The 20,058-nt window shown below is 71.7% G+C and carries 22 protein-coding genes; 11 read left to right on the top strand and 11 right to left on the bottom strand.

The genetic code is table 11. The annotated features are described in order from the left end of the window. The first annotated feature begins 34 nt into the window (after window positions 1-34). Both ABEB12_RS08005 and ABEB12_RS08000 read left to right on the top strand, forming a co-directional pair. The gene (locus ABEB12_RS08005; protein ID WP_345702656.1) at window positions 35-1,531 is read left to right on the top strand and encodes a carotenoid oxygenase family protein; all 1,497 of its coding nucleotides are present in this window, start codon (window positions 35-37) and stop codon (window positions 1,529-1,531) included. Between the two features lie 49 nt (window positions 1,532-1,580). Beyond that, the gene (locus ABEB12_RS08000; protein ID WP_185064280.1) at window positions 1,581-2,687 is read left to right on the top strand and encodes a spirocyclase AveC family protein; all 1,107 of its coding nucleotides are present in this window, start codon (window positions 1,581-1,583) and stop codon (window positions 2,685-2,687) included. A gap of 508 nt (window positions 2,688-3,195) precedes the next feature. Here the strand turns inward: ABEB12_RS08000 and ABEB12_RS07995 are convergent. From ABEB12_RS07995 to ABEB12_RS07965, 7 genes are all read right to left on the bottom strand, one after another. Beyond that, the gene (locus tag ABEB12_RS07995; RefSeq protein WP_185064279.1) at window positions 3,196-5,733 is read right to left on the bottom strand and encodes a PEP/pyruvate-binding domain-containing protein; all 2,538 of its coding nucleotides are present in this window, start codon (window positions 5,731-5,733) and stop codon (window positions 3,196-3,198) included. After that, window positions 5,730-6,497: a TetR family transcriptional regulator gene (locus tag ABEB12_RS07990; protein WP_185064278.1), complete on the bottom strand. Its 768-nt coding sequence runs from the start codon at window positions 6,495-6,497 to the stop codon at window positions 5,730-5,732. The genes ABEB12_RS07995 and ABEB12_RS07990 overlap by 4 nt, the downstream gene beginning before the upstream one ends. A gap of 63 nt (window positions 6,498-6,560) precedes the next feature. Beyond that, on the bottom strand, window positions 6,561-7,367 hold the full coding sequence (locus ABEB12_RS07985) for an alpha/beta fold hydrolase (protein ID WP_185064277.1): 807 nt from the start codon (window positions 7,365-7,367) through the stop codon (window positions 6,561-6,563). 1 nt (window position 7,368) lies between these two features. Further along, window positions 7,369-7,872 carry a MarR family transcriptional regulator gene (locus tag ABEB12_RS07980; protein ID WP_185064276.1) on the bottom strand — a complete coding sequence of 168 codons (504 nt, stop codon included), beginning with the start codon at window positions 7,870-7,872 and terminating at the stop codon, window positions 7,369-7,371. An 81-nt stretch (window positions 7,873-7,953) separates the two neighbouring features. After that, window positions 7,954-9,120, bottom strand: a complete 1,167-nt coding sequence (locus ABEB12_RS07975; RefSeq protein ID WP_185064275.1) for an LLM class flavin-dependent oxidoreductase — start codon at window positions 9,118-9,120, stop codon at window positions 7,954-7,956. A 66-nt stretch (window positions 9,121-9,186) separates the two neighbouring features. Continuing rightward, on the bottom strand, window positions 9,187-9,669 hold the full coding sequence (locus ABEB12_RS07970; RefSeq protein WP_185064274.1) for a PH domain-containing protein: 483 nt from the start codon (window positions 9,667-9,669) through the stop codon (window positions 9,187-9,189). A gap of 193 nt (window positions 9,670-9,862) precedes the next feature. Continuing rightward, window positions 9,863-10,687 (bottom strand): biotin--[acetyl-CoA-carboxylase] ligase, encoded by an 825-nt coding sequence (locus tag ABEB12_RS07965; RefSeq protein WP_185064273.1) that lies wholly within the window; start codon window positions 10,685-10,687, stop codon window positions 9,863-9,865. A 31-nt stretch (window positions 10,688-10,718) separates the two neighbouring features. Here ABEB12_RS07965 and ABEB12_RS07960 point away from each other — a divergent pair, with 31 nt between their 5' ends. The 6 genes from ABEB12_RS07960 to ABEB12_RS07935 all read left to right on the top strand — a co-directional run bounded on the left by ABEB12_RS07960 (window position 10,719) and on the right by ABEB12_RS07935 (window position 14,274). After that, on the top strand, window positions 10,719-10,919 hold the full coding sequence (locus ABEB12_RS07960) for a hypothetical protein (protein ID WP_185064272.1): 201 nt from the start codon (window positions 10,719-10,721) through the stop codon (window positions 10,917-10,919). A gap of 67 nt (window positions 10,920-10,986) precedes the next feature. Next, a complete protein-coding gene (locus ABEB12_RS07955) occupies window positions 10,987-12,621 on the top strand; it encodes a carboxyl transferase domain-containing protein (RefSeq protein ID WP_185064271.1) in 1,635 nt (544 codons plus the stop codon). Further along, window positions 12,618-12,863, top strand: coding sequence for an acyl-CoA carboxylase epsilon subunit (locus tag ABEB12_RS07950; RefSeq protein WP_185064270.1), 246 nt, complete (start codon window positions 12,618-12,620; stop codon window positions 12,861-12,863). Before ABEB12_RS07955 ends, ABEB12_RS07950 begins: the two co-directional genes overlap by 4 nt. Before the next feature lie 41 nt (window positions 12,864-12,904). Then, window positions 12,905-13,192 (top strand): DUF6364 family protein, encoded by a 288-nt coding sequence (locus ABEB12_RS07945; RefSeq protein ID WP_185064269.1) that lies wholly within the window; start codon window positions 12,905-12,907, stop codon window positions 13,190-13,192. Beyond that, window positions 13,189-13,599 carry a PIN domain-containing protein gene (locus tag ABEB12_RS07940; protein WP_185064268.1) on the top strand — a complete coding sequence of 137 codons (411 nt, stop codon included), beginning with the start codon at window positions 13,189-13,191 and terminating at the stop codon, window positions 13,597-13,599. Before ABEB12_RS07945 ends, ABEB12_RS07940 begins: the two co-directional genes overlap by 4 nt. 192 nt (window positions 13,600-13,791) lie before the next feature. After that, complete coding sequence (locus ABEB12_RS07935) at window positions 13,792-14,274, top strand: Asp23/Gls24 family envelope stress response protein (protein WP_185064267.1); 483 nt, start codon at window positions 13,792-13,794, stop codon at window positions 14,272-14,274. Window positions 14,275-14,279: 5 nt separating this feature from the next. Here the strand turns inward: ABEB12_RS07935 and ABEB12_RS07930 are convergent, their stop codons facing one another. From ABEB12_RS07930 to ABEB12_RS07915, 4 genes are read right to left on the bottom strand one after another with little or no spacing between them, the layout of a single operon-like run. After that, window positions 14,280-14,873, bottom strand: coding sequence for an ATP/GTP-binding protein (locus ABEB12_RS07930; RefSeq protein ID WP_185064266.1), 594 nt, complete (start codon window positions 14,871-14,873; stop codon window positions 14,280-14,282). Then, entirely contained in the window at window positions 14,854-15,225 is a 372-nt protein-coding gene (locus tag ABEB12_RS07925) for a DUF742 domain-containing protein (RefSeq protein WP_185064705.1), read from the bottom strand. Before ABEB12_RS07925 ends, ABEB12_RS07930 begins: the two co-directional genes overlap by 20 nt. Before the next feature lie 8 nt (window positions 15,226-15,233). Next, the gene (locus ABEB12_RS07920) at window positions 15,234-15,659 is read right to left on the bottom strand and encodes a roadblock/LC7 domain-containing protein (protein WP_345702655.1); all 426 of its coding nucleotides are present in this window, start codon (window positions 15,657-15,659) and stop codon (window positions 15,234-15,236) included. Beyond that, window positions 15,641-17,848 carry an ATP-binding protein gene (locus tag ABEB12_RS07915; RefSeq protein WP_185064265.1) on the bottom strand — a complete coding sequence of 736 codons (2,208 nt, stop codon included), beginning with the start codon at window positions 17,846-17,848 and terminating at the stop codon, window positions 15,641-15,643. Before ABEB12_RS07915 ends, ABEB12_RS07920 begins: the two co-directional genes overlap by 19 nt. 163 nt (window positions 17,849-18,011) lie before the next feature. Here ABEB12_RS07915 and ABEB12_RS07910 point away from each other — a divergent pair, with 163 nt between their 5' ends. The 3 genes from ABEB12_RS07910 to ABEB12_RS07900 all read left to right on the top strand — a co-directional run bounded on the left by ABEB12_RS07910 (window position 18,012) and on the right by ABEB12_RS07900 (window position 20,043). Next, on the top strand, window positions 18,012-18,638 hold the full coding sequence (locus ABEB12_RS07910) for a Maf family nucleotide pyrophosphatase (RefSeq protein WP_185064264.1): 627 nt from the start codon (window positions 18,012-18,014) through the stop codon (window positions 18,636-18,638). A 71-nt stretch (window positions 18,639-18,709) separates the two neighbouring features. Then, a complete protein-coding gene (locus ABEB12_RS07905) occupies window positions 18,710-19,603 on the top strand; it encodes a rhodanese-like domain-containing protein (protein ID WP_185064263.1) in 894 nt (297 codons plus the stop codon). Then, window positions 19,600-20,043, top strand: a complete 444-nt coding sequence (locus ABEB12_RS07900; RefSeq protein WP_345702654.1) for a SufE family protein — start codon at window positions 19,600-19,602, stop codon at window positions 20,041-20,043. Before ABEB12_RS07905 ends, ABEB12_RS07900 begins: the two co-directional genes overlap by 4 nt. Window positions 20,044-20,058: the final 15 nt, after the last annotated feature.

Below are 20,058 nucleotides of genomic sequence, written 5' to 3'. Positions count from 1 at the left end.
GACGAATTGAAGGCGAGCGATCGCTCGTGTCACCATGGAGGCACTGTATAACACAGTTCTCCTGGAGGCCACCATGCCGGACTTCCCCAGTGACTACGTCGCGCCGGCGGCCCGGGAGGAGACCGTCGCCTCGCTGCGGGTGACCGGCACGATTCCGGAGCACCTGGACGGCCGGTACGTGCGCACCGGGCCGAACCCCCTGCCCGGGCAGTTCGACCCGGCCAACTACTCGATCTTCGGCCTCACCGGCGACGGCATGGTGCACGGCGTGCGGCTGCGCGACGGCAACGCGGAGTGGTACCGCAGCCGGTGGGTGCGCGCGCCGCACGTGTCCCGGCTGCTCAGCGAGAAGCCGGTGACGGACAGCGGCCGGCCGACGTTCATCGCGCCCAACACCGGGGTGTTCGGGCATGCCGGGCGGACCCTGGTGGTGGCCGAGGGCGGCGGGCCGCCGTACGAGCTGACCGACGAGCTGGAGACGGTCGGCCCGTGCGACTTCGGCGGCACGCTGCCCGGCGGCTTCACCGGACACCCGAAGGTGGATCCGGCCACCGGGGAGTTGCATGCGGTCACCTACGGGTTCACCGGGCCGAGCAAGGCCAGGTACGTGGTGGTCAGCGCGAACGGCCGGGTACGCAAGGCCGAGGAGATCGACGTGCCCGGCCGGCCGCTGCTGCACGACATCGCGCTGACCGAGAACTACGTGGTTCTTTTCGACACCCCGCTGGTGCTGGACCCGGAACTGCTGATGCGCCGGATGGCGCCGCGCTGGCTGCCCGGCGCGGCGCTCGCCTTCGCCGCCCGGTTCGAACCGCCCAGCGCCATCGCCCGGCCACTGGTTCACCGCCTGCCCCGGCCGAAGACCGGGCAGCTGCCGCTGCGGTGGGACGCGAGGCACCCGGCGCGGATCGGCCTCGTTCCCCGCAACGGCCCGGCGGCGGTCCGCTGGTTCGACATCGACCCCTGCTACGTGTTCCACACGCTGAACGCGTACGAGGAGGACGGCGCCGTGGTCTGCGACGCGGTCCGGATCGAGGGGCCGCCGCCCGGGAAGCCCGAGTACGACGTCCGCGAGGTGCTGGACGTCGGCCAGCCCCGGCTGAACCGGTGGACCGTCGACCTCACCACCGGCGCGGTGAAGGAGTCGCTGCTCAACGAGCGGACTCAGGAGTTCCCCATGGTCGACCCGCGCCGGATCGGCCGCAAACACACCTATGGCTACACCGTGGCCTTCGAACAGAACGGGCCCGACGACCTGGCCGGGTCGGTGCTGCGCTACGACCTCGGCGCGGACAAGACCAGCGAGCTGCCGTTGCCACCGGGCCACCTGCCCGGCGAGTTCTCCGCCATCCCGGCGAGCCCGGACGCCCCGGAGCAGGACGGCCTGCTGATGGGATTCACGTACGACCGGGCCAACGGGGTGAGCAACCTGCTCATCGTCGAGGCCAGCACCCTCACCAGGCTGGCCGAGGTCCACCTGCCGGCCCGGGTGCCGTTCCTCTTCCACGGCAACTGGCTGCCGGCGAACTGAGTAATCGTTGCTCTTGCCAGCCGACCGGGCCGGCCGGAGCGTGGGCGCCATGACCAGTGTGGAACCGCGGCCCGCCGTACCGGTGACCGTCGAGCGCACCCCGCGGCCGGTGATGTTCTGGGCGCTGGTCGGCGCCGGTTTCCTGCTCCTGATGATCTATGAGTGGGGATCGTCCTGGCTGGCCGGCGACCTGGTGCCCACCACGGCCGGGCGGGACACCGCGCCCGCCTGGGCGACGGTCTCGGTGCGCGCGCAGGAGATCGCGCTGGGCGTACTGGCCCTGGTGGTGATCTGGCTGGTGGTGATCCGGCCGTGGCGGCGCGAGGGGCACCTCACGCTGGACGGGATGATGGTCATCTCCTGGGCCACCATGTGGGCCATCCAGGACCCGTGGGTGAGCTACAGCCAGACCACGATCTCCTACAACTCCACCGCCGTGAACCTGGGCTGCCCGCAGTGCCACGCCCCCGGCTGGCAGTCCAGCCAGGCGCTGGCCGAGCCGATCATCTGGGGATTGGGCTGCTACATCGGCCCGATGTACCTGGCCACCTTGCTCGCCGGGAAGCTGATGAGCCGGGCGCGCGAGCGGTGGCCGAGCACCGGCAAGTTCGGCCTGACCATGATCGCCATCGGCTCGCTGGCCGTCGCGGACCTCGTCCTGGAGGTCTTCTGGACCCGCACCGGGGTGTACACCTACGGCGGCGGGCACCCGGCGATCTCCCTGTTCGACGAGCACTACTACAAGTACCCACTGTGGGTCGGCGCGATCTGGGGCGTCGCCTGGGGGCTCATCGCGGCGGTCCGGTTCTTCCGCGACGACCGCGGCCACACAGTGGCCGAGCGCGGCATCAACCGGGTGAACACCACGCCGAGGCGCAAGCAGTTGCTCCGGCTGCTCGCGCTGGTCGGCATCATGAACTCGTCGTTCGCCTTCGTCTACAACGTGCCGGTGCAGATCTTCAGCATGCATGCGCACGCGTTCCCCCAGGACCTGCTGAACCGGCCCTACCTGCTCGGCGGGGTGTGCGGCGCCGGCACCGACTACGCCTGCCCCGACGCCCGCATCCCGATCCCCCGGGGCGACACCAGCGCCCGGATCACCCCCGAAGGCACCCTCCACGCCCCGAACGGCCTACCGAACCAACTGCCCCGCTGACGAGTCCACCGGGGGTCTGGCGCGCAATCAAGATCCACATCAACCTCACCGCCTTTAACCGCCGCAGAAGGTGCGTGAGTCGGCTACGGACCGTGGTCGGGTCGCGGCCGGGCCGTGGGCAGCTGGGGCGGGTGGCTTCATCGAGTGTTGGCTCGGTCCGGTGGTTTCCATGATCGAAGCGGACTGGTCCAGCGCTCGGCGGGTGACGGTAGCTCGAAACAGTTCGGAAGCCGATCCGGCCATTACAGTGCGTAGCGAGAGGGCGCCGGGTGCCCGAAAGCAGCGCCACAGGCCGCGCCCGAGCGGCGGGAGGCCACCCAACCGCGCCGTCCGCGCCGTCCGCGCCGTCCGCGCCGTCCGCGCCGTCCGCGCCGTCCGCGCCGTCCGCGCCGTCCGCGCCAACCGCGCCAACCGCGCCGTCCGAGCCGTCTTGAAACCGGCCCCGCCGTCTGCCGGCACCGCCGTCCCGGACCGGTTTCGAAGGTGACGCCGGGAAGACGAACAGGCACTAGTCCGCCGGGGTCACCTTGCCGGCGTCGCCGTCGACGTGGATGCGCTGGCCGCTGGCCAGGCGTTGGGTGGCGACCCCGGTGCCGAGCACGGCGGGGATGCCGTACTCCCGGGCGACGATCGAGCTGTGGCTCAGCGGGCCGCCGACGTCGGTGACCACGGCCGAGGCCATGGCGAACAGCGAGGTCCAGGCCGGCGTGGTCATCCGGGCCACCAGCACCTCCCCCGGCCGCATCTGCCCGAACTCCTCCGGGCCGCCCAGCACCCGGGCCGGGGCGGTGACCTCGCCCGCGCTCGCGCCCACCCCGGTGATCACGTCGCCGGTCTGGGACTGGTCGCCGGCCGGCATGGCGCGGGCCAGCGCCCGTTTCATCCAGCCGATCTCGGGCAGCATCTGCGGCGGGTTCGCCCGGCGCTGGCCGCGCCAGGTCATTCGGCGCTCCGCGATGACCTCGGCCGGCACCTTCTCGTGCGACGCCAGCTCCCGGTGGCGCAGCCAGAACACGTCCTCGGCGGCGGGCAAGATCCCGGACCCGGCGTGCCGGCGGCCGAGCTCCAGCAGCATCCGGCGGATGGCCGGCCAGGCCAGGCTGATGTCGGCCAGCGCGTCCTCCCGGGCCGGTCCGGTGTCCTGCGCCCGGCGCAGCAGCCGGTCGAACAGCGCCCGGCGCACCGGGCCCAGCCGGCTCCGGACCGCCCGGGTGTGCGCCTCCCGCCGGTCGGCGGACCGCCGCTGGCGCTCGTGCGGGTCGCCGCCCTGACCACCGAGGTGGAAGCGCAGGGCGTCCAGCAGCGTGCCCGGTTCGTCGGCCGGTACGGGCGCCGCGAAGTCCAGGTTGTAGGCGACGTGGCCGAACTCGGCCAGGTGCCGGTCGAACCGTTCCCGCCACTCCCGCCACACCTCGGGATCGAGTTCGGGGGGCCGTTCCGAGCTGTTCAGTTGATCAGCCAGCCCCGGCTGGGCGCCGACCCACTTCGCCAGGTCGTACAGGGACTTCTCGGCCCGGATGGGCTGGCTGTCGTAGCCGACCAGGAACTCCACCGCCGGCGGGTCGCCCTTCCGGCGAACCAGGCGGTTGTAGAAGGCCTGGAAGTACATCTCGCTCAGCGCGGCCTGCGGGATCACCGATTGGACGGCGGTGTAGTAGGTGGTGCCGGCGTCCAGCAACTGGCCGGCGCCGTCCAGCAGCTCCCGGTCGGACAGCTGGCCGACCGGCCGGCCCGCCCAGGCCCGCAGGGCCTCCACGTACCGGGGATGAGCCTGCCCGCGCCACCCGGAGACCCCGAAGTCGTCGTTCCGCCGGAAAAGGATCTTGGGCATCGCCGCCGGCGAACGCAGCAGCATCCGCCACATCGCGGCCCGGCGGTAGTAGTAGAAGGCGTACCCGTTGATCGTGGGGAACCGGATGTCCCCCTCCCGCATGACGGCGCGGCCGAACGCCCGGTTCATCAGCGCCCCCAGTGAACGGGTCACCGAGCCGTCGATCATGTCGGCGAACAGCGGGGACAGCGGGTCGGGCATCTGCTCGACGATGCTGGCCCGGAAGTAGTAGCCCTTCGGGTAGGGCTCCGGCCAGGTGGTGGGGACCTCGCCTACCGGTTCGGGCAGCGCGGTGACCGGCCGCGACTGCACGATCAGCAGCTCACCGTGCGAGCGAACCCACTCGATGTCCTGCGGCGCCCCGTAGTGCCCGGCGATCCGGGCGCCCAGCGCGGCCAGCCGCAGCGCGTCCCGGTCGTCCAGGACGGGCTCCCGGCGACGCCGGTCGTCCACCGGGACCTCCTCGGTGCCGCGTTCGGTGGTGACCGTCATGACCTGCTTGTCGGCGGTGTTGCGCTCCCGCACGCGGCCAGACTCGATCACCAGGTCGTCGGTGCTGACCGCCCCGCTGACCACCGCCTCACCCAGCCCCCAGGCGGCGCTGACCGCGATCTGGTCGCGGCGGCCGTTGGCCGGGTTGGCGGTGAACATGACCCCGGCCGCGGTGTCCGGCTCGAACGGCACCATCTCCTGCACCACCACGGCCAGGCTGACCTCGTCCGGGGCGATGTGCCGGCGCTCGCGGTAGGCCAGGGCGCGGGCGGTCCACAGCGAGGCCCAGCAGTCCCGGACGGCGGTGAGCAGGGCGTCGGAACCCCGCACGTTGAGGTAGGTGTCCTGCTGGCCGGCGAAGCTGGCGTCCTTGAGGTCCTCGGCGGTGGCCGACGAGCGCACCGCGACCGGCGGCTCCCCCAGCTCCCGATACGCCGCCACCGCCTGGGCGGCGATCTCCGCCGGGATTTCCCGACCGGTGAACAACGCCCGGATCCGCTCCGACGCCCGGTCGTAGTCACCACCCGGCCGGCTCAGCTCGAGGATCTCCGGCCCGATCCCGGTGGCCTCGACGAACCGGTCGTAGGCCGGGGTGGTCAGGACGAAACCGGGCGGCACGGGCAGGCCGGCGCGGGTCAGCTCGCCCAGGTTGGCGGCCTTCCCGCCGGCCAGCCCGACGTCACCCGAGCCCAGCTCGTCGAACCGGCGCAGATACTCGCTCATGACGCACCTCGGGTAGTCGTGTCAACGGTGACTCCGGCGGACACCAAACCGGGCGCCCGCCCCGCGCCGGCTTCGCCGGGAGGTCGCCCGGCGACGGCCCGCGCCAGTGCGGCGCGCATCCGCTGGTAGCCCGCCAGGACGCCCGGCAGGGCGGCGGCCAGGGCGGCCGGTTCGGGTTCACCGGGTGGTTGGACGGCGGACCGGATGGCGTGGGCGAGCGCCGAGGCGGCCCGCTCCGGGTCGTCGCCGATCGAGCCCGGAACTGGTGGATACAGGTAGAAACCGGTCTGGATCGCGCCGACCAGGTACCGGATCGTCTCCACGTCCAGGTCGGTGCGCAGCAGGCCGTGCTCGCGCAGCACCCCGAACATGTCGTCGGCCAGCTCGCCCTTGATGCCCCGCAACGGCCCGACCGCCGGGTCCTGCGCCATCTCGCCGAGCAGCTCGCCGTCCCGGGAGAACATCGCCAGCAGCAACGGCCGGCGCTGCACCTCGAGGAAGGTCAGCCGGGCCTGCTCGTCGGGCAGCAGCGCGGCCGGGTTCCGTTCGATCTCGCCGGCCAGCTGGTCCATGAGCTCCAGCGACTCGCGCATCAGCACGCACATGAACAGCCAGGCTCGGGACTCGAAGTGCAGGTACACCGTGCCCTTGCCGATGCCGGCGCGCTTGGCGACCTCCTCGATGGTGACCCGCTTGGAGCCCCAGCGCAGCACCAGCTCGGCCGTGGCGTCCAGGATCCGGGCCGCCCGCTCGTTCCGCCCCATCGAGGTCCTCCCGTGACCGGTGACCAGATTTCAAATCTGGTCACGAGTCACGCTAGCACGGCCTCAGTTGAGCGCGGCGAGCAGCTCGGCGGCGAAATCGGCGGTGTCGGTGATGTAGCCGGTGTGCCCGCCGGGCAGTTCGAGCACGGCTCGGTCGAGCATCTCGCCCAGCATGATCCCGCTGGTATAGGTCGGGTAGCCGCGCGAGGCCCGGCCCACGGCCGGCACGATGCGGTCCGCGTGCCTGGTCAGCAGATCACCGTCCGGGCACTCCTGGGTGTAGGAGCAGAGTTCGCGCTCGAACCAGTAGCTGGCGTTGGCGATGATCTGCGGCGCGGTCGCCGGCTCGGCGGGGCGGCTCATCACCGCGTGGTCGCACTCGGGGAAGAAGTACTCACGGAACCCGGCCAGCGCGGGGGCCGTTCCGGCCCGGCGGTACAGGTCGTACAGGTGGCGGCAGAAGTCCAGCTCCTCCCGCCCGTCTCCGGGCAACAGACGCAGGGCGCAGGGCTCGTACGGGATGAGCGTGCGGACCACGTCGGGACGGTCGGTGAGCAGCTGGAGCGCGACGACCGCGCCGGAGCTGGAACCGAACACGGTCGCCGGCTCGTCGGTGAGGTGCTCGATCAGCCGGCGGGCGTCGTCGCCGTCGGTGCGCAGCCGGTGCGCATAGTCCTGCGGCCCGTCGAGGTAGCTGCGGGAGAAGCCGCGCCGGTCGTAGGTGACCACCGTGTAGCGGTCGCCGAGCCGGGCGGCCAGCGCGGCGAAGATGCCGCCGACACCGGGCGCGCCGGGGATCAGCAGGAGCAGCGGGCCGTTGCCGAGGGTTTCGTAGTGGAGGTGGGCGCCGGGTACGTCGAGGGTGCTCATTTCACGGCTCCGATCGGTTGTGGGTCCGAGTGAGCGATTCGGCGCGCAGCACCGCGGCCTGCCGGTGGCCGATCTCGGCGGTCCCGGAGAGGAAATCCGCGATGGCGGCGAGCTGGTGGGCGTCGAAGCGGTCCAGCAGCTCGGCCACCTCGGCCCGCAACGGGGTGATCACCCGATGGATCTCCTCCACCCGCTCGGGGACGGGGCGCAGCACCTGCTTGCGCCGGTCCCACGGGTCGGGCTCGCGGCGCAGGTAGCCGGCCTTCTCCAGCCGGGCCACCACGCCGGTCACCGCACCGGTGGTCAGCCCGGTCAGGCCGGCCAGCTCGCTGCCGGTCAGCGCCTCCCGCTCGCGCAGCAGGTCGAGACATTTGTGGTCCGTCGGCCCGAGCCGCAGTCGCTCGGCAACCGCGTGGTGGAAAAGCACCATCGCGGTGGTGTGCTGCCGGGCCAGCCGCTCGACAATCGCCTTGACCAGCGCATCCCGTTCCGAGGTCTGATCCATCGCCGCCTCACTCACTCTGTAACTCGCTTAGAGACTAAGCGAGTTACAGAGCGTCCCGCAAGGTGTGCCGGCGCCGGCGGGTCAGTCCTTGTTGGCCAGCTCCTTCTGGTACTTCTCGGTCATGTGGGCCACCGCCTGGTGCTGCTGGGCGGCCATGCCCTCGCGGGTGGACATGGCGCGCTCCTTGGCCGCCCGGGTGGACTCGGCCTGGCCCTGGAACTCCGGCATCACGTGCTGCGCGATCAGCTCGTAGGAACGCCGGGTGGCCTCCGGGTTGGCCCACTCGTGCGCCAGCTGCAGGAACGCGCCGAACCCGCCGCCCGACTGGTCCACCAGCCGCTGGACCTGCGCGCGGGCGTCCTCCGGGGCGCCGATCACCCCGGCTCCCGAGCTGTTGATGAAGTCGATCATCTCGCGGACGTTGCCGCCCTCCACCGCCATCTGCGGGAATGCGGCCACCTTCTGGAAGTAGCGGAACCACTGCTCGATGCCGTACTCCACGTCCCGGTAGGCCTGCTCGCGAGTCTCCGCCACGTACATCGGGCTGACCAGCCGCCACTTGCCCCGGTCCACCGTGGTGCCGAAGGTGGCCGCGCGCTCCTCCATCACGTTCCAGTGGTGCGCCAGCGCGTCGAACCCGTCCTGGGTGAGGGTGGCGCCGATGGACAGCAGGCCCACCCCGTGCCGCCCGGCCAGCCTCGGCCCGGTCGGCGAGGCCACGGCGGCCACCGCCACGTCGAAGTCCGAGTACGGCCGCAGGTGCAGGCGCGCCTCGTGCAGCCGGTGGGTGCCGGTGTCGATGGTGACCGGCTCGTCCGAGCGGAGCAGCCGCATGACCACGTCCAGGTTGGTCTCCAGCAGCTCGCGGGTCTGGGTCGGGTTCAGCCCGATCATCGCCGAGTCGGTGGGCAGCGAGCCGGGACCGACGCCGAGCATGGCCCGTCCCCGGGTCAGGTGGTCGAGCAGCACCAATCGTTCCGCCACCCACAACGGGTTGTGGTACGACAGCGAGACCACGCCGGTGCCCAGCTTGATCCGCCGGGTGCGCTCGGCGGCGGCCGCGATGAAGATCTCCGGCGAGGCGATGATCTCGCTGCCGGCCGAGTGGTGCTCGCCGATCCACGCCTCGTCGTAGCCCAGGTGGTCCAGGTGCTCGATCAGCCGCAGGTCACGCTGCAGCGCGAGAGTGGGGTTCTCCCCCGCCGGGTGGAACGGAGCCAGGAAGATGCCGAAACGCAAGTTGCCCATGCAACGAACCTAGGAGCCGGGGGTGACCGGCGACACCCTTGCACGCACGTTGCACGACCGCGCGGCTCAGCCGGCGTCGGCCACCTCGTAGAGCAGGGCGTACACGTGCGTGACGCTCGGGATGTCGGAGAAGTCCAGCGGCTCGTCCGACGCCGACTCGACGCTCAACGTCCCGCAGCCCAGCATCCGCTCGAACACGGTCTGCCGGAACCGCACGCTGGTGATCCGGTTCATCGGGATCTCGAACCCGGACCTGGTCAGCACCCCTTCGCGGACCAGCACCCGCCGGTTGGTCAGCACGAAGTGCGTGTTGCTCCAGCGCAGCAGCGGCGCCACCGCGCACCAGACGATCAGCCCGAGCGCCACCAGGCCGAGCACCCAGAATCCGTAGGGCGCCCACGGGGCCGGGGCGATCAGCGCGGCCAGGTACGCGGCGCCGCCCACGGTGACGAGTAGGGCCAGCGCCGGGAACACCAGCATCTTGGGATGCGGGTGCTGGTGCGTGAGCACCCGCTCGCCGGCGACCAGCAGCTCGTCGGGATAGGGCACGACTTCACGTTAGCGGCCACGCGCGCTGGCCCGCGCAAGCCGCGCCGTCCACCCCGGCTCGGGGTGATCGTCATCCCTGGCGGTACAGCGTCGATTTTCGCGGCTGAACCGCCACGGACCGCGATCAAGGCCGGCATGCCACATTGAGTCAGCGCGGGCTCATGGCCAAGACGGTGGCGCTGTCCGGCGCAGATCAACTCGACGGGGCCGGCCGCAGGTGGACCACGTCGCCGGCGGCCACCGCCCGGGTCACCCCGGTGCGCTCGACGAGCACGACCAGGCGGCCGTCCGCGTCCACGTCCCGCGCCACGGCCAGCTCGGACTGCCCGCCCGGCAGCTCCAACCGGACCCGCGAGCCCAGGGTGGCGCACACCGACCGGTACGCCGCTCGCAGCCCGGTGGCGTCCGGGTCCCCGGCCGCCGCCCGCCATTCCGCCTCGTCGGCGAGCAACCGGCGCAACAACGCGACCAGCAGTTCTCCCCTCCCCACCGACGCGCCGACGGCGGCCAGTGAGGTCCCGGTGTCCGGCAGGTCCTCGGCGCGGGTGTGCACGTTCAGCCCGATGCCCAGCACCAGGGCCGGATGGTCGCCGGCCGTGGCTACCTCGGCCAGCAGCCCGGCGCCCTTCCGCGCATTGTCGGCCGGGCCGAGCAGCAGGTCGTTGGGCCACTTCAGCGCGGCGGTCACCGGGGTCAGCTCGCGCAGCGTCCGGACCAGGGCCACCCCGGCCAGCAGCGGCAGCCAGCCCCACCGGTTCGGCGGCACGCCGGCCGGGCGCAGCAACACGCTGAAGGTCAGCCCGGTGCCGGTCGGCGAGTCCCACCGCCGGTCCATCCGGCCCCGGCCGGACTCCTGCAGCTCGGCCACCAGCACCGTGCGGTCCGGGGCACCGGAGCGGGCCTCGGCGAGCAGGTCGGCGTTAGTGGACCCGGTGCGCGCCACCACGTCCAGCCGGTTCACCACGCCGTCCAGCGCGGACCGCAGCGCGGTTATATCAAGTTCGTCGGTCGCATCCATGTCAAGTCGTCAACCTAGTACCCTCGTCGACATGATCCCGTCCGACAGTGCGGAGCTGGAGCGGCTCTGGCAGCAGACCGCCGATGCGGTGCGCGAGGAGATGGCCAACTTCGAGGAAGAGCTTGCCCGCGACTTCGCCGAGATGCACGACCGGCTGGATGCCATGCTCGCGGAGCAGCGGGCGATCGTGAATCGGCTGGACGCGACCATCGCCCGGGACGAGGAGAACTAACCACCCGGCTGTGACGTGTGATGCTGAGCGCGCGGACCGGCCGTTCCGGTAGTTAAAGTACGCAGCCATGAGCACCGCCATGGAGTCGATCGGCGAACCGCCCGCCGACGAGCCGGACATCCACACCACCGCCGGCAAGCTGGCCGACCTCTACGGCCGGCACGACCAGGCGGTGCACGCCGGCTCCGAGCAGGCCATCGAGCGCCAGCACGCCAAGGGCCGGCAGACCGCCAGGGAGCGGATCGACCAGCTGCTGGACCCGGGGTCCTTCATGGAGCTGGACGCGCTCACCCGGCACCGCTCGACCAACTTCGGCATGGACCGCAACCGCCCGCTGGGCGACGGCGTGGTGACCGGCACCGGCACCATCGACGGCCGGCCGGTCTGCGTGTTCAGCCAGGACGCCACGGTGTTCGGCGGGGCGCTGGGCGAGGTGTACGGCGAGAAGATCGTCAAGGTGATGGACCTGGCGACCAAGATCGGTTGCCCGATGGTCGGCATCAACGACGGCGGCGGCGCGCGCATCCAGGAGGGGGTGGTCGCGCTCGGGCTCTACGGCGAGATCTTCATCCGGAACGTGCGCTCCTCCGGGGTGATCCCGCAGATCTCGCTGATCATGGGCGCCTGCGCGGGCGGCGCGGTGTACTCGCCGGCGATCACCGACTTCACCGTGATGGTCGACCAGACCTCCAACATGTTCATCACCGGGCCTGACGTGATCAAGACGGTGACCGGTGAGGACGTGGAGATGGAGGAGCTGGGCGGCGCCCGGGCCCACAACTCCAAGTCCGGGGTGGCCCACTACCTGGCCTCCGACGAGGAGGACGCGCTCTCCTACGTGAAGGAGCTACTGTCCTTCCTGCCGTCCAACAACCTCTCCGAGCCGCCCCGGTTCGCCCCCTCCGAGCCGGTGGAGGGGTCCATCGCGGACGGGCTGACCGACACCGACCGGGAGCTGGACACCATCGTCCCGGACTCCCCCAACCAGCCGTACGACATCCACGAGGTGATCACCCGGGTCGTCGACGACGGGGAGTTCCTCGAGGTGCAGGCGCTGTGGGCGCCGAACATCGTGGTCGGCTTCGGCCGGGTGGAGGGACAGAGCGTCGGCGTGGTGGCCAACCAGCCCACCCAGTTCGCCGGCTGCCTGGACATCGACGCCTCGGAGAAGGCGGCGCGGTTCGTGCGCACCTGCGACGCGTTCAACATCCCGATCCTGACCTTCGTGGACGTGCCCGGATTCCTGCCCGGCACCGACCAGGAGTGGAACGGCATCATCCGCCGCGGCGCCAAGCTGATCTACGCCTACGCCGAGGCCACGGTGCCCAAGGTCACCGTGATCACCCGCAAGGCCTACGGCGGGGCGTACGACGTGATGGGCTCCAAGCACCTGGGCGCGGACGTGAACATCGCCTGGCCGACCGCGCAGATCGCGGTCACCGGGGCACAGGGCGCGGTGAGCATCCTGTACCGCAAGGAGCTGCGCGAGCTGTCCGGCGACGAGCTGACCGCGCGGCGTGCGGAGCTGCAGACCGACTACGAGGACACCCTCTGCAACCCCTACCTGGCCGCCGACCGGGGCTACATCGACGCGGTCATCCCGCCCGCGCACACCCGGGGGCACGTGGGCCGCGCGCTGCGCCTGCTGGCCACCAAGCGGGAGGCCGCGCCGGCCCGCAAGCACGGGAACATCCCGCTGTGAGCCCGCCGGAGGAGCAGACCCCGGAGCAGCGGCGCGCGCTGTTCCGGGTGGTCCGGGGCGAGCCGGACGACGCCGAGGTGGCCGCGCTGACCGCGGTGCTGGCCGCCGCCGCGTCCGCCACCCCCGGACCGGCCGAGCCGGACACCCGCGGCCGGAGCGTCTGGGTGGACCGCACCGCCGCCGTCCGCGCCCCCCTGCATCCCGGCCCCGGCGCCTGGCGAAACCACTACCTGCCCCGCTGAGACCACAGCCTTTCACGTGCTCCACGTGCTAGCCTGTGGTCGTGAAGCAGAACCTCACCGTCCAGCTCGACGACGAGGTGATCCGCCGCGCCAAGGCCCTCGCCGCGCGACGAGGCACCTCGGTCAGCGCGATGGTGGCACAACACATCGACGAGCTGACCGCGGCCGATGAGCGGTATCAGCGCGCGCGGGAATCGGCGCTGCGCATGATGGCGGAAACCCGTGAGGAGCGCGCCCGCCTGGCCCGTGAGGAGCCATCGGACCAGGAGCCGTACCGGTGGAACCGCGACGAGGTCTATGAGGAGCGACTCGGTCGCTACAGCTCGTGACCGTCTTCGTCGACACGAACATCCTGGTCTACACGTACGACCCGAGGAACCGAGACAAGTCGACCAAGGCCGAGATGCTTCTCGCTCAGCTGTGGGACAGCGACTCCGGTGCGCTCAGCACCCAGGTCCTCCAGGAGTTCTACAACGTGGCGACCGGCAAGTTGCGGCTGGCGCCGGCAAGGGCGCGAAGGATCGTCGCAAACTATGCCGAGTGGGCGACCGTGGAGACCACGCCACAACTGATCGTGTCGGCCAGCCTGCTGCACGAGCTGCACGGGATCAACTTCCGGGACGCGCTGATCGTGGAGGCCGCGTTGTTGGCCGGGGCCGACACGCTGCTCACCGAGGACCTTCAGGACGGCCTCCGGTTCGGGGAGCTGACCGTGCGGAACCCGTTCTCCGGCTGACCGGGAGCGGTCCCGGCCACGCGATGGGAAATTGGCGATCAGGACCCAACCCTCGCGGGGCGGCCGGGGTCGGACCGGTCGAGCCGGTGAGAGCGTCCGGCGGAAGGGGCGTGAGTCATGTACCCGAACCAGCCGAACCCGGCCCGGCCTTACGTCGCGCCGAGGCCGTACCCGCCCTACCCTGGGCCGGCGATGCCTTATACCGATTTCCCCGCCGGGCTGGTGCCACACCAGCGCGGTTGGCACCCTGACCTCCTGGACACCACACAGGGCAGGCCGGGCACGGTCATCGCCGCGGCGGTGATGGCCTACCTCGGCGCGGCCGTGCAGGGGCTGACCGGCGTGCTGCTGCTGATCGGGTCGACCAACCCCGGGTTCGTGCGCGGGTTCGGCACCGGCTCCGGGCTCATCGGTGCCGGGGCGGGCCTGATCGCCGTGCTGGGGCTGTTCTGCCTGGTCATGGCCGCGATCCTGGTGGTCGGCGGGGTGCTCGCCCAGTCCGGGCGCAACATCGGCCGGATCGCACTGTCCGCCGTCGGCGGCCTCGGCATGCTGCTGCAGGTGTACTCGATCGCGGTCGGCGGGTTCCTCGCGGTGCTCGGGCTGGTCTGGATCGCCACCGGCTGCGCGCTGCTCTGGACCAGCCGGGCCAACGACTGGTACCGCCGGACCTGAGCCCCTTAGGCCACCGCGCGGGTGAGCGCGTGCTCGACCAGCGCGACCAGGGCCGCCCGGCAGGACTCCGGATCCCGCGCGTCCAACCGCACCATGGGGGTGTCCGGCGGCAGCACCAGGGCGTGCCGCACCTCGGCGTCGCCGAACCGCTCGGCGTCCGGGAACTCGTTCACCGCCACCACGAACGGCACGCCCCGGTTCTCGAAGTAGTCGATCGCCGGGAAGCAGTCGTCCACCCGGCGCAGGTCGACCAGCACCACCGCGCCGACCGCGCCCACCGCCAGCTCGTCCCACATGAACCAGAACCGGGACTGGCCGGGCGTGCCGAACACGTACAGGATCATCGACTCGTCCACGGTGATCCGGCCGAAGTCCATGGCCACCGTGGTGGTGCGCTTGTCCGGCACCTGGCTCAGGTCGTCCACCCCCTCGGAGAGGGAGGTCATCTCCTGCTCGGTGCTCACCGGCGGGATCTCGGAGAGCGCGCCGACCATGGTCGTCTTGCCCACGCCGAAGCCACCGGCGACCAGGATCTTCAGCGGTACCGGCGACGCCGATAACTCGCCGGGCACGGTGTCCTTAGTGGGTGCGGAGTCCATCCAGCAGCCTTTCCAGCAGCGCACGGCTGGGTGGTCCCCCGGCCGTGGTCGGCGGTGGCGCATGCACCACCAGGTATCCGGCGCCGGCCAGGTCGCTGACCAGCACCCTGGCCACGCCGACCGGCACGCCCAGCGCCGACCCGATCTCCACCAGGGAGATCGGGCGCAGCCCGCCGAGGTCCACGATGGCCCGGTACTCCGGGTCCAGCGAACCGGCCAGGCGCGCGCCGTGCCCGCTCACCGTGACCAGCGCCTCCAGGGGCATGTCCAGGCCCTCGGTGGTGTGGGTGCGCCCCTTGGTCAGCGCGTAGACCGGGACCACCCGCCCGGCCTGGCCGGCGGTGGCCCGCATGGGCCGGGTCACGAGCGTGCCGGAGCCCCGCGCCCGGCCGGGGTCAGCGCGTGCCCGACGCTGGTGGCGAGCATGGTCATCTCGTAGGCGATCATGCCCAGGTCGCAGTCGCGCTCGGTGTGCACGACCAGGGTGGATCCGGCGCTGACCGCGGTGGCGAACAGGTAGCCGCCGGCCATCTCCACGATGGTCTGGGTGACCGGTTCGGTGCCCAGCAACGTCGCCGCCCCCCGGGCCAGGCTGACCAGTCCGGAGGAGGCGGCGGACAACCGGTCCGCCAGCTCGTCGGAGACGCCCTCGGAGCAGGCCAGCGGCAGCCCGTCGCCGGACAGCACCAGCCCGTGGCGGACCCCCGGGGTGGTCCGCGCGAAGTCGTTCAGCAGCCAGTCCAGCCGGGGCTGGCCGTTCGACTGGTTCATGTCGGTCGTTCCCACTTACCGTTCTCCTGTTCGGCGGCGACGCGCGCGGCGTGCCGGCTGGCCTGGTAGCGCGACAGCGCGTCGGAGGAGGTGGGCGGCGCCGGTGCCTCGGGCTGCTCCGTCCTCGGGTACGGCACCGGGTGGCGCAGCTCGGGCGCGATGTGGGTCTGCGGCCGCCGCCGGGTGAGCCGGGGGCGGTCGTCCGCCGGCTGCTCGTCCTCGGGGTCCAGTGCCGGTGGCGGCAGCGGCGCGGCCCGTGCGGCCATCGCCGCCGCGTGCTCGGCCACCGTCAGCTCCCGCTGCGACCGCTCGGCCCTCGGCGACTCGGCCCTCGACTGCTCGGCCGGCGCGCGCCGGGGCGGTTCGGCCGGCGCGGGCCCGCGGCGGGCCTCCACCGGCGCGTGTACCGGTTGGGCCTCGGTCGGGGCGTACCCGGCCCTCGGGTGACGCTGGCCGGCCTCGGCGTGCGCGGCTCGGCCCGGCTCGGCGTACGCGTAACCGCCGCGGGAGGACTCGGCCGGCGCGTACCCGTCGCGGGACGGCTCGGCCGGCGTGTAACCATCGCGGGACGGCTCGGCCTTCGCGTAACCGTCGCGGGACGGCTCGGCCGGGGTGTAACCGTCGCGGGGGAACTCGGCGGTCGCGTACCCGTCGTCGCGGGACGGCGCGGGGTGCCCGCGGTCGGCGTCGGCGTGGGTACGGGCCGGTTCGGCGTGGACGTACTCGACGCGCCGGGCGCCGACGGGGGCCGGTTCGGCGCGGGTCGTCTCGGGGCGGGCGCGGACGGGAGCCTCGGTCCGCTCCCACCGGCGCTGCCCGTCCACGGTGACCAGTGCGGACGACTCCCGCGAACGGCCGCGCAGCCGGCCCAGCACCGGCGCCGGCAGCAGCCCGCCGCCCCGGCGCACGTGCCGCCCGGCGTCCGGTTCCACCGCCGGGCCGAACAGCTCCGCCGGCAGCACCACCGCCGCGGTCACCCCACAACCGGGGGTCGGGGTGAGCGACACCGTGATGCCGTGCCGCTTGGCCAGCCGGGCCACCACGTGGAAGCCCAGCTGCCGGGAGGCGGAGAGGTCCACCTCGGGCGCCTCGGTGAGCAGCTTGTTCGCCTCGATCAGCGCCTCCGGGCGCATGCCGACGCCCCAGTCCTCGATGGTGAGCAGCTGCGCGCCGGCCACGTGCGGGTACGGCCGCTGCGCCACCGACACGGTCGAGCCCGGCGGGGAGAACCGCACCGCGTTCTCCGCCAGCTCGGCCAGCAGGTGGGTCAGGTCGGCCACGCAGTTCCCGGCCACGGCCAGGTGCTCGGCCACGTTGAAGGTGACCCGCTCCAGGTCCTCGGTCTCCGCGATCGCCGCCTGCACCACCTCGCGCAGCGGCACCGGCACCGGCCACACCCGCGAGGCTCCCTCGCCGGAGAGCACCAGCAGGCTTTCCGCGTTCCGCCGCACCCGGGTGGCCAGGTGCTCCAGCTGGAACAGCTCGCCGAGCGCATCCGGGTCGCGTTCCTTCTCCTCCAGCTGGTTGATGATGTCCAGCTGGCGGTAGAGCATCTTCTGGTTGCGCCGGGCCAGGTTGATCAGCAGGTCGGAGGTGAAGCGGCGCCGGCCGGCCTCCAGGTCGGTCTGCCGCGCCGCCTGGTGCACCCGGTACTGGTCGTCCTCGCTGACCCGCCAGAACAGCACCACCCCGGTGCACGCGGCGGCCACCGCGATGCCGTGCACCGCCGACCACGCCCACGGGTTGGCCTGCGCGGCGTGGTGGTTGAAGATCAGGTGTGGGTAGAGCGCCGAACCGACCCCGTGGCTGACCACCGTGAAGAACACGTTCCATAAAAATGGGATCCAGTCCTGGTAAAGCGCGATGAACCCGATGATGATGAAGAAATGGAAGTGCGCCTCAATTGATCCATGAGTGAATCCGACCAGGGAAACCGAACACCACGTCAGCCCGGCGGTTACGATCACCGAAGCCAGCCGGCGGACCTTGGTCACATATCCCAGGAACACGCACAGGAGCGGCACCGACATCGCCTCGGCGACCAGCAACGGGGAGTTGCCGAGCACCAAGCCGAAGGCAAAAAGCACTGGTAGGTGGAGTACTAGCACGATGAGCACGATTCGGTGCCGGCGCAACCATGCCGCATCGTCCAGGGTGTTGCCGCGCGGCAGGTACCGCCGCAGCGAGATCATTGGCATGCCCATCAGGTTTTCGTTTTGGAATTGGGGAGCTACCCGACGGACCCTAGCCCTGAGCGCCCCACAGCGCCCCCGGATGCAAATCATTTGGTCTCTTCGCGCGAGAAACGCGGACGAGCGGGCCATTCCGGAGCGGGCCATTTGGAGCAGCCGGATAGGGTTGGACACCGTGCAGGTGATCCTCGCGTCGGCTTCCCCGGCCCGGCTCGGCGTGCTCCGCGCGGCCGGTCTGGCCCCCCAGGTACACGTTTCCGAAGTGGACGAGGACGCGGTGCTCGCCTCGCTGCGCGACGCCCCGCCGGCCGAGGCGGTGACCGCGCTGGCGAGGGCCAAGGCCGCGACGGTGGCCGAGCGGGTGGCGGCCGGGGCCGCCGAGACGTTCGAGGCGCTGGTGATCGGCTGCGACTCGATGCTGTCCATCGACGGCGAACTGGTGGGCAAGCCGGGCACGGCGGACGTCGCGCTCGCCCGCTGGACGGCGATGGCCGGGCGCACCGGCGAGCTGGTCACCGGGCACGCGGTGCTGCGCCTGTCCGGCGGAGCGGTGACCAAGGAGGCCTGCCGGCACGCCGGCACCACGGTGCGGTTCGGCCGGCCGCGCCAGGCCGAGCTGGAGGCCTACGTCTCCTCCGGGGAGCCGCTGCACGTGGCCGGCGGGTTCACCCTGGACGGGCTCGGCGGGTGGTTCGTGGACGGCATCGACGGCGACCACTCCAACGTGATCGGCATCAGCCTGCCGCTGCTGCGCGCGCTGCTCACCGAGGTGGGTGTGACGGTGACCGACCTCTGGCAATGAGGACTGCAGCTCCCGCGCGCGCCTAACTGGGCGCGCGCTCGGCAAGCGCGTCCCGCGCTAGGCTGAGTCCTATGCCGGTACCCAACGACACCGATGCCAAGCTCGCCGCCTACGCGCACCCCGAGCGCCTGGTCACCACCGACTGGCTGGCCGAACGCCTGGGTGAACCCGGGCTGGCCGTGGTGGAGTCCGACGAGGACGTGCTGCTCTACGACACCGGCCACATCCCGGGCGCGGTCAAGGTGGACTGGCACACCGAGCTGAACGACCCGGTCACCCGGGACTACGTGAACGGTGAGCGGTTCGCCCAGCTGCTCGGTGAGAAGGGCATCGGCCGGGACACCACCGTGGTGATCTACGGCGACAAGAACAACTGGTGGGCCGCCTACGCGCTGTGGGTGTTCAGCCTGTTCGGCCACTCCGACGTGCGGCTGCTGGACGGCGGCCGGGCCAAGTGGGTGGCCGAGGGCCGCGAGCTGACCCGCGACGTGCCCAAGCCCGACCCGGTCGAGTACCCGGTGGTCGAGCGGGACGACAGCGTGATCCGCGCGTTCAAGGAGGACGTGCTCGCGCACCTGGGCAAGCCGCTGGTGGACGTGCGCTCGCCGGGCGAGTACTCGGGCGAGCTGCTGCACATGCCGGACTACCCGCAGGAGGGCGCGGTGCGCGGCGGGCACATCCCGGGCGCGGCCAGCGTGCCGTGGGCGCGGGCCGCCGCCGAGGACGCCACGTTCAAGAGCCGGGCCGACCTGGAGGCCATCTACCAGCAGGAACAGGGCCTCGCGCCGAGCGACGACGTGGTGGCGTACTGCCGGATCGGGGAGCGCTCCAGCCACACCTGGTTCGTGCTCACCCACCTGCTGGGCTTCGAGAACGTGCGCAACTACGACGGCAGCTGGACCGAGTGGGGCAACTCGGTGCGGGTGCCGATCGCTACGGGGACGGAACGGGGCTCGGTCGGGTGACCAGCACCAGCGAGCTGCCCCCGAGGCTGGCGGAGTTGGTGGACGACTTCGCCGGCGTCGGGGTGAAGGACCGCCTGCAGCTGCTGCTCGAGCTCTCCGAAGAGCTGCCGAAGCTGCCGGCGAAATACGACGGGCACCGCGAGGACATGGAGCAGGTGCACGAGTGCCAGACCCCGCTGTTCCTGGCGGTCGAGGTGGACGAGGGCCGGACGGTGCACCTGTACTTCGACGCGCCGCCCGAGGCCCCGACCACCCGGGGCTTCGCGTCGATCATGCACACCGGGCTGGACGGGGAGTCGGCGGACACCGTGCTGAACGTGCCCAACGACTTCTACCTGAAGCTCGGCCTCGGCGAAGCGGTCAGCCCGCTCCGGCTGCGTGGCATGGCCGCCATGCTGGCCCGGATCAAGAACCAGGTCCGGGCGGGTAGCGCCAGTTAGTACGAAATCGTATAG

Source organism: Actinospineispora eucalypti, assembly GCF_039543365.1.
GTDB lineage: Bacteria > Actinomycetota > Actinomycetes > Mycobacteriales > Pseudonocardiaceae > Pseudonocardia > Pseudonocardia eucalypti.
The sequence above is the reverse complement of the archived record's forward strand: the minus strand, read 5'-3'. Positions and strand labels throughout refer to the sequence as shown.

What these genes read in the sequence shown, in the direction of transcription:
- ABEB12_RS07925 (WP_185064705.1), bottom strand. Translation starts at nt 15,225, where the DNA reads ATGCGGGCCACCGCCGGCCAGGCCGGGCGGGTGGTCCCGGTCTACGCG.
- ABEB12_RS07990 (WP_185064278.1), bottom strand. Translation starts at nt 6,497, where the DNA reads ATGGGGCGGAACGAGCGGGCGGCCCGGATCCTGGACGCCACGGCCGAG.
- ABEB12_RS07985 (WP_185064277.1), bottom strand. Translation starts at nt 7,367, where the DNA reads ATGAGCACCCTCGACGTACCCGGCGCCCACCTCCACTACGAAACCCTC.
- ABEB12_RS07930 (WP_185064266.1), bottom strand. Translation starts at nt 14,873, where the DNA reads ATGGACTCCGCACCCACTAAGGACACCGTGCCCGGCGAGTTATCGGCG.
- ABEB12_RS07935 (WP_185064267.1), top strand. Translation starts at nt 13,792, where the DNA reads ATGCCTTATACCGATTTCCCCGCCGGGCTGGTGCCACACCAGCGCGGT.
- ABEB12_RS07955 (WP_185064271.1), top strand. Translation starts at nt 10,987, where the DNA reads ATGAGCACCGCCATGGAGTCGATCGGCGAACCGCCCGCCGACGAGCCG.
- ABEB12_RS07980 (WP_185064276.1), bottom strand. Translation starts at nt 7,872, where the DNA reads ATGGATCAGACCTCGGAACGGGATGCGCTGGTCAAGGCGATTGTCGAG.
- ABEB12_RS07965 (WP_185064273.1), bottom strand. Translation starts at nt 10,687, where the DNA reads ATGGATGCGACCGACGAACTTGATATAACCGCGCTGCGGTCCGCGCTG.
- ABEB12_RS07975 (WP_185064275.1), bottom strand. Translation starts at nt 9,120, where the DNA reads ATGGGCAACTTGCGTTTCGGCATCTTCCTGGCTCCGTTCCACCCGGCG.
- ABEB12_RS08000 (WP_185064280.1), top strand. Translation starts at nt 1,581, where the DNA reads ATGACCAGTGTGGAACCGCGGCCCGCCGTACCGGTGACCGTCGAGCGC.
- ABEB12_RS08005 (WP_345702656.1), top strand. Translation starts at nt 35, where the DNA reads ATGGAGGCACTGTATAACACAGTTCTCCTGGAGGCCACCATGCCGGAC.
- ABEB12_RS07905 (WP_185064263.1), top strand. Translation starts at nt 18,710, where the DNA reads ATGCCGGTACCCAACGACACCGATGCCAAGCTCGCCGCCTACGCGCAC.
- ABEB12_RS07960 (WP_185064272.1), top strand. Translation starts at nt 10,719, where the DNA reads ATGATCCCGTCCGACAGTGCGGAGCTGGAGCGGCTCTGGCAGCAGACC.
- ABEB12_RS07915 (WP_185064265.1), bottom strand. Translation starts at nt 17,848, where the DNA reads ATGGGCATGCCAATGATCTCGCTGCGGCGGTACCTGCCGCGCGGCAAC.
- ABEB12_RS07995 (WP_185064279.1), bottom strand. Translation starts at nt 5,733, where the DNA reads ATGAGCGAGTATCTGCGCCGGTTCGACGAGCTGGGCTCGGGTGACGTC.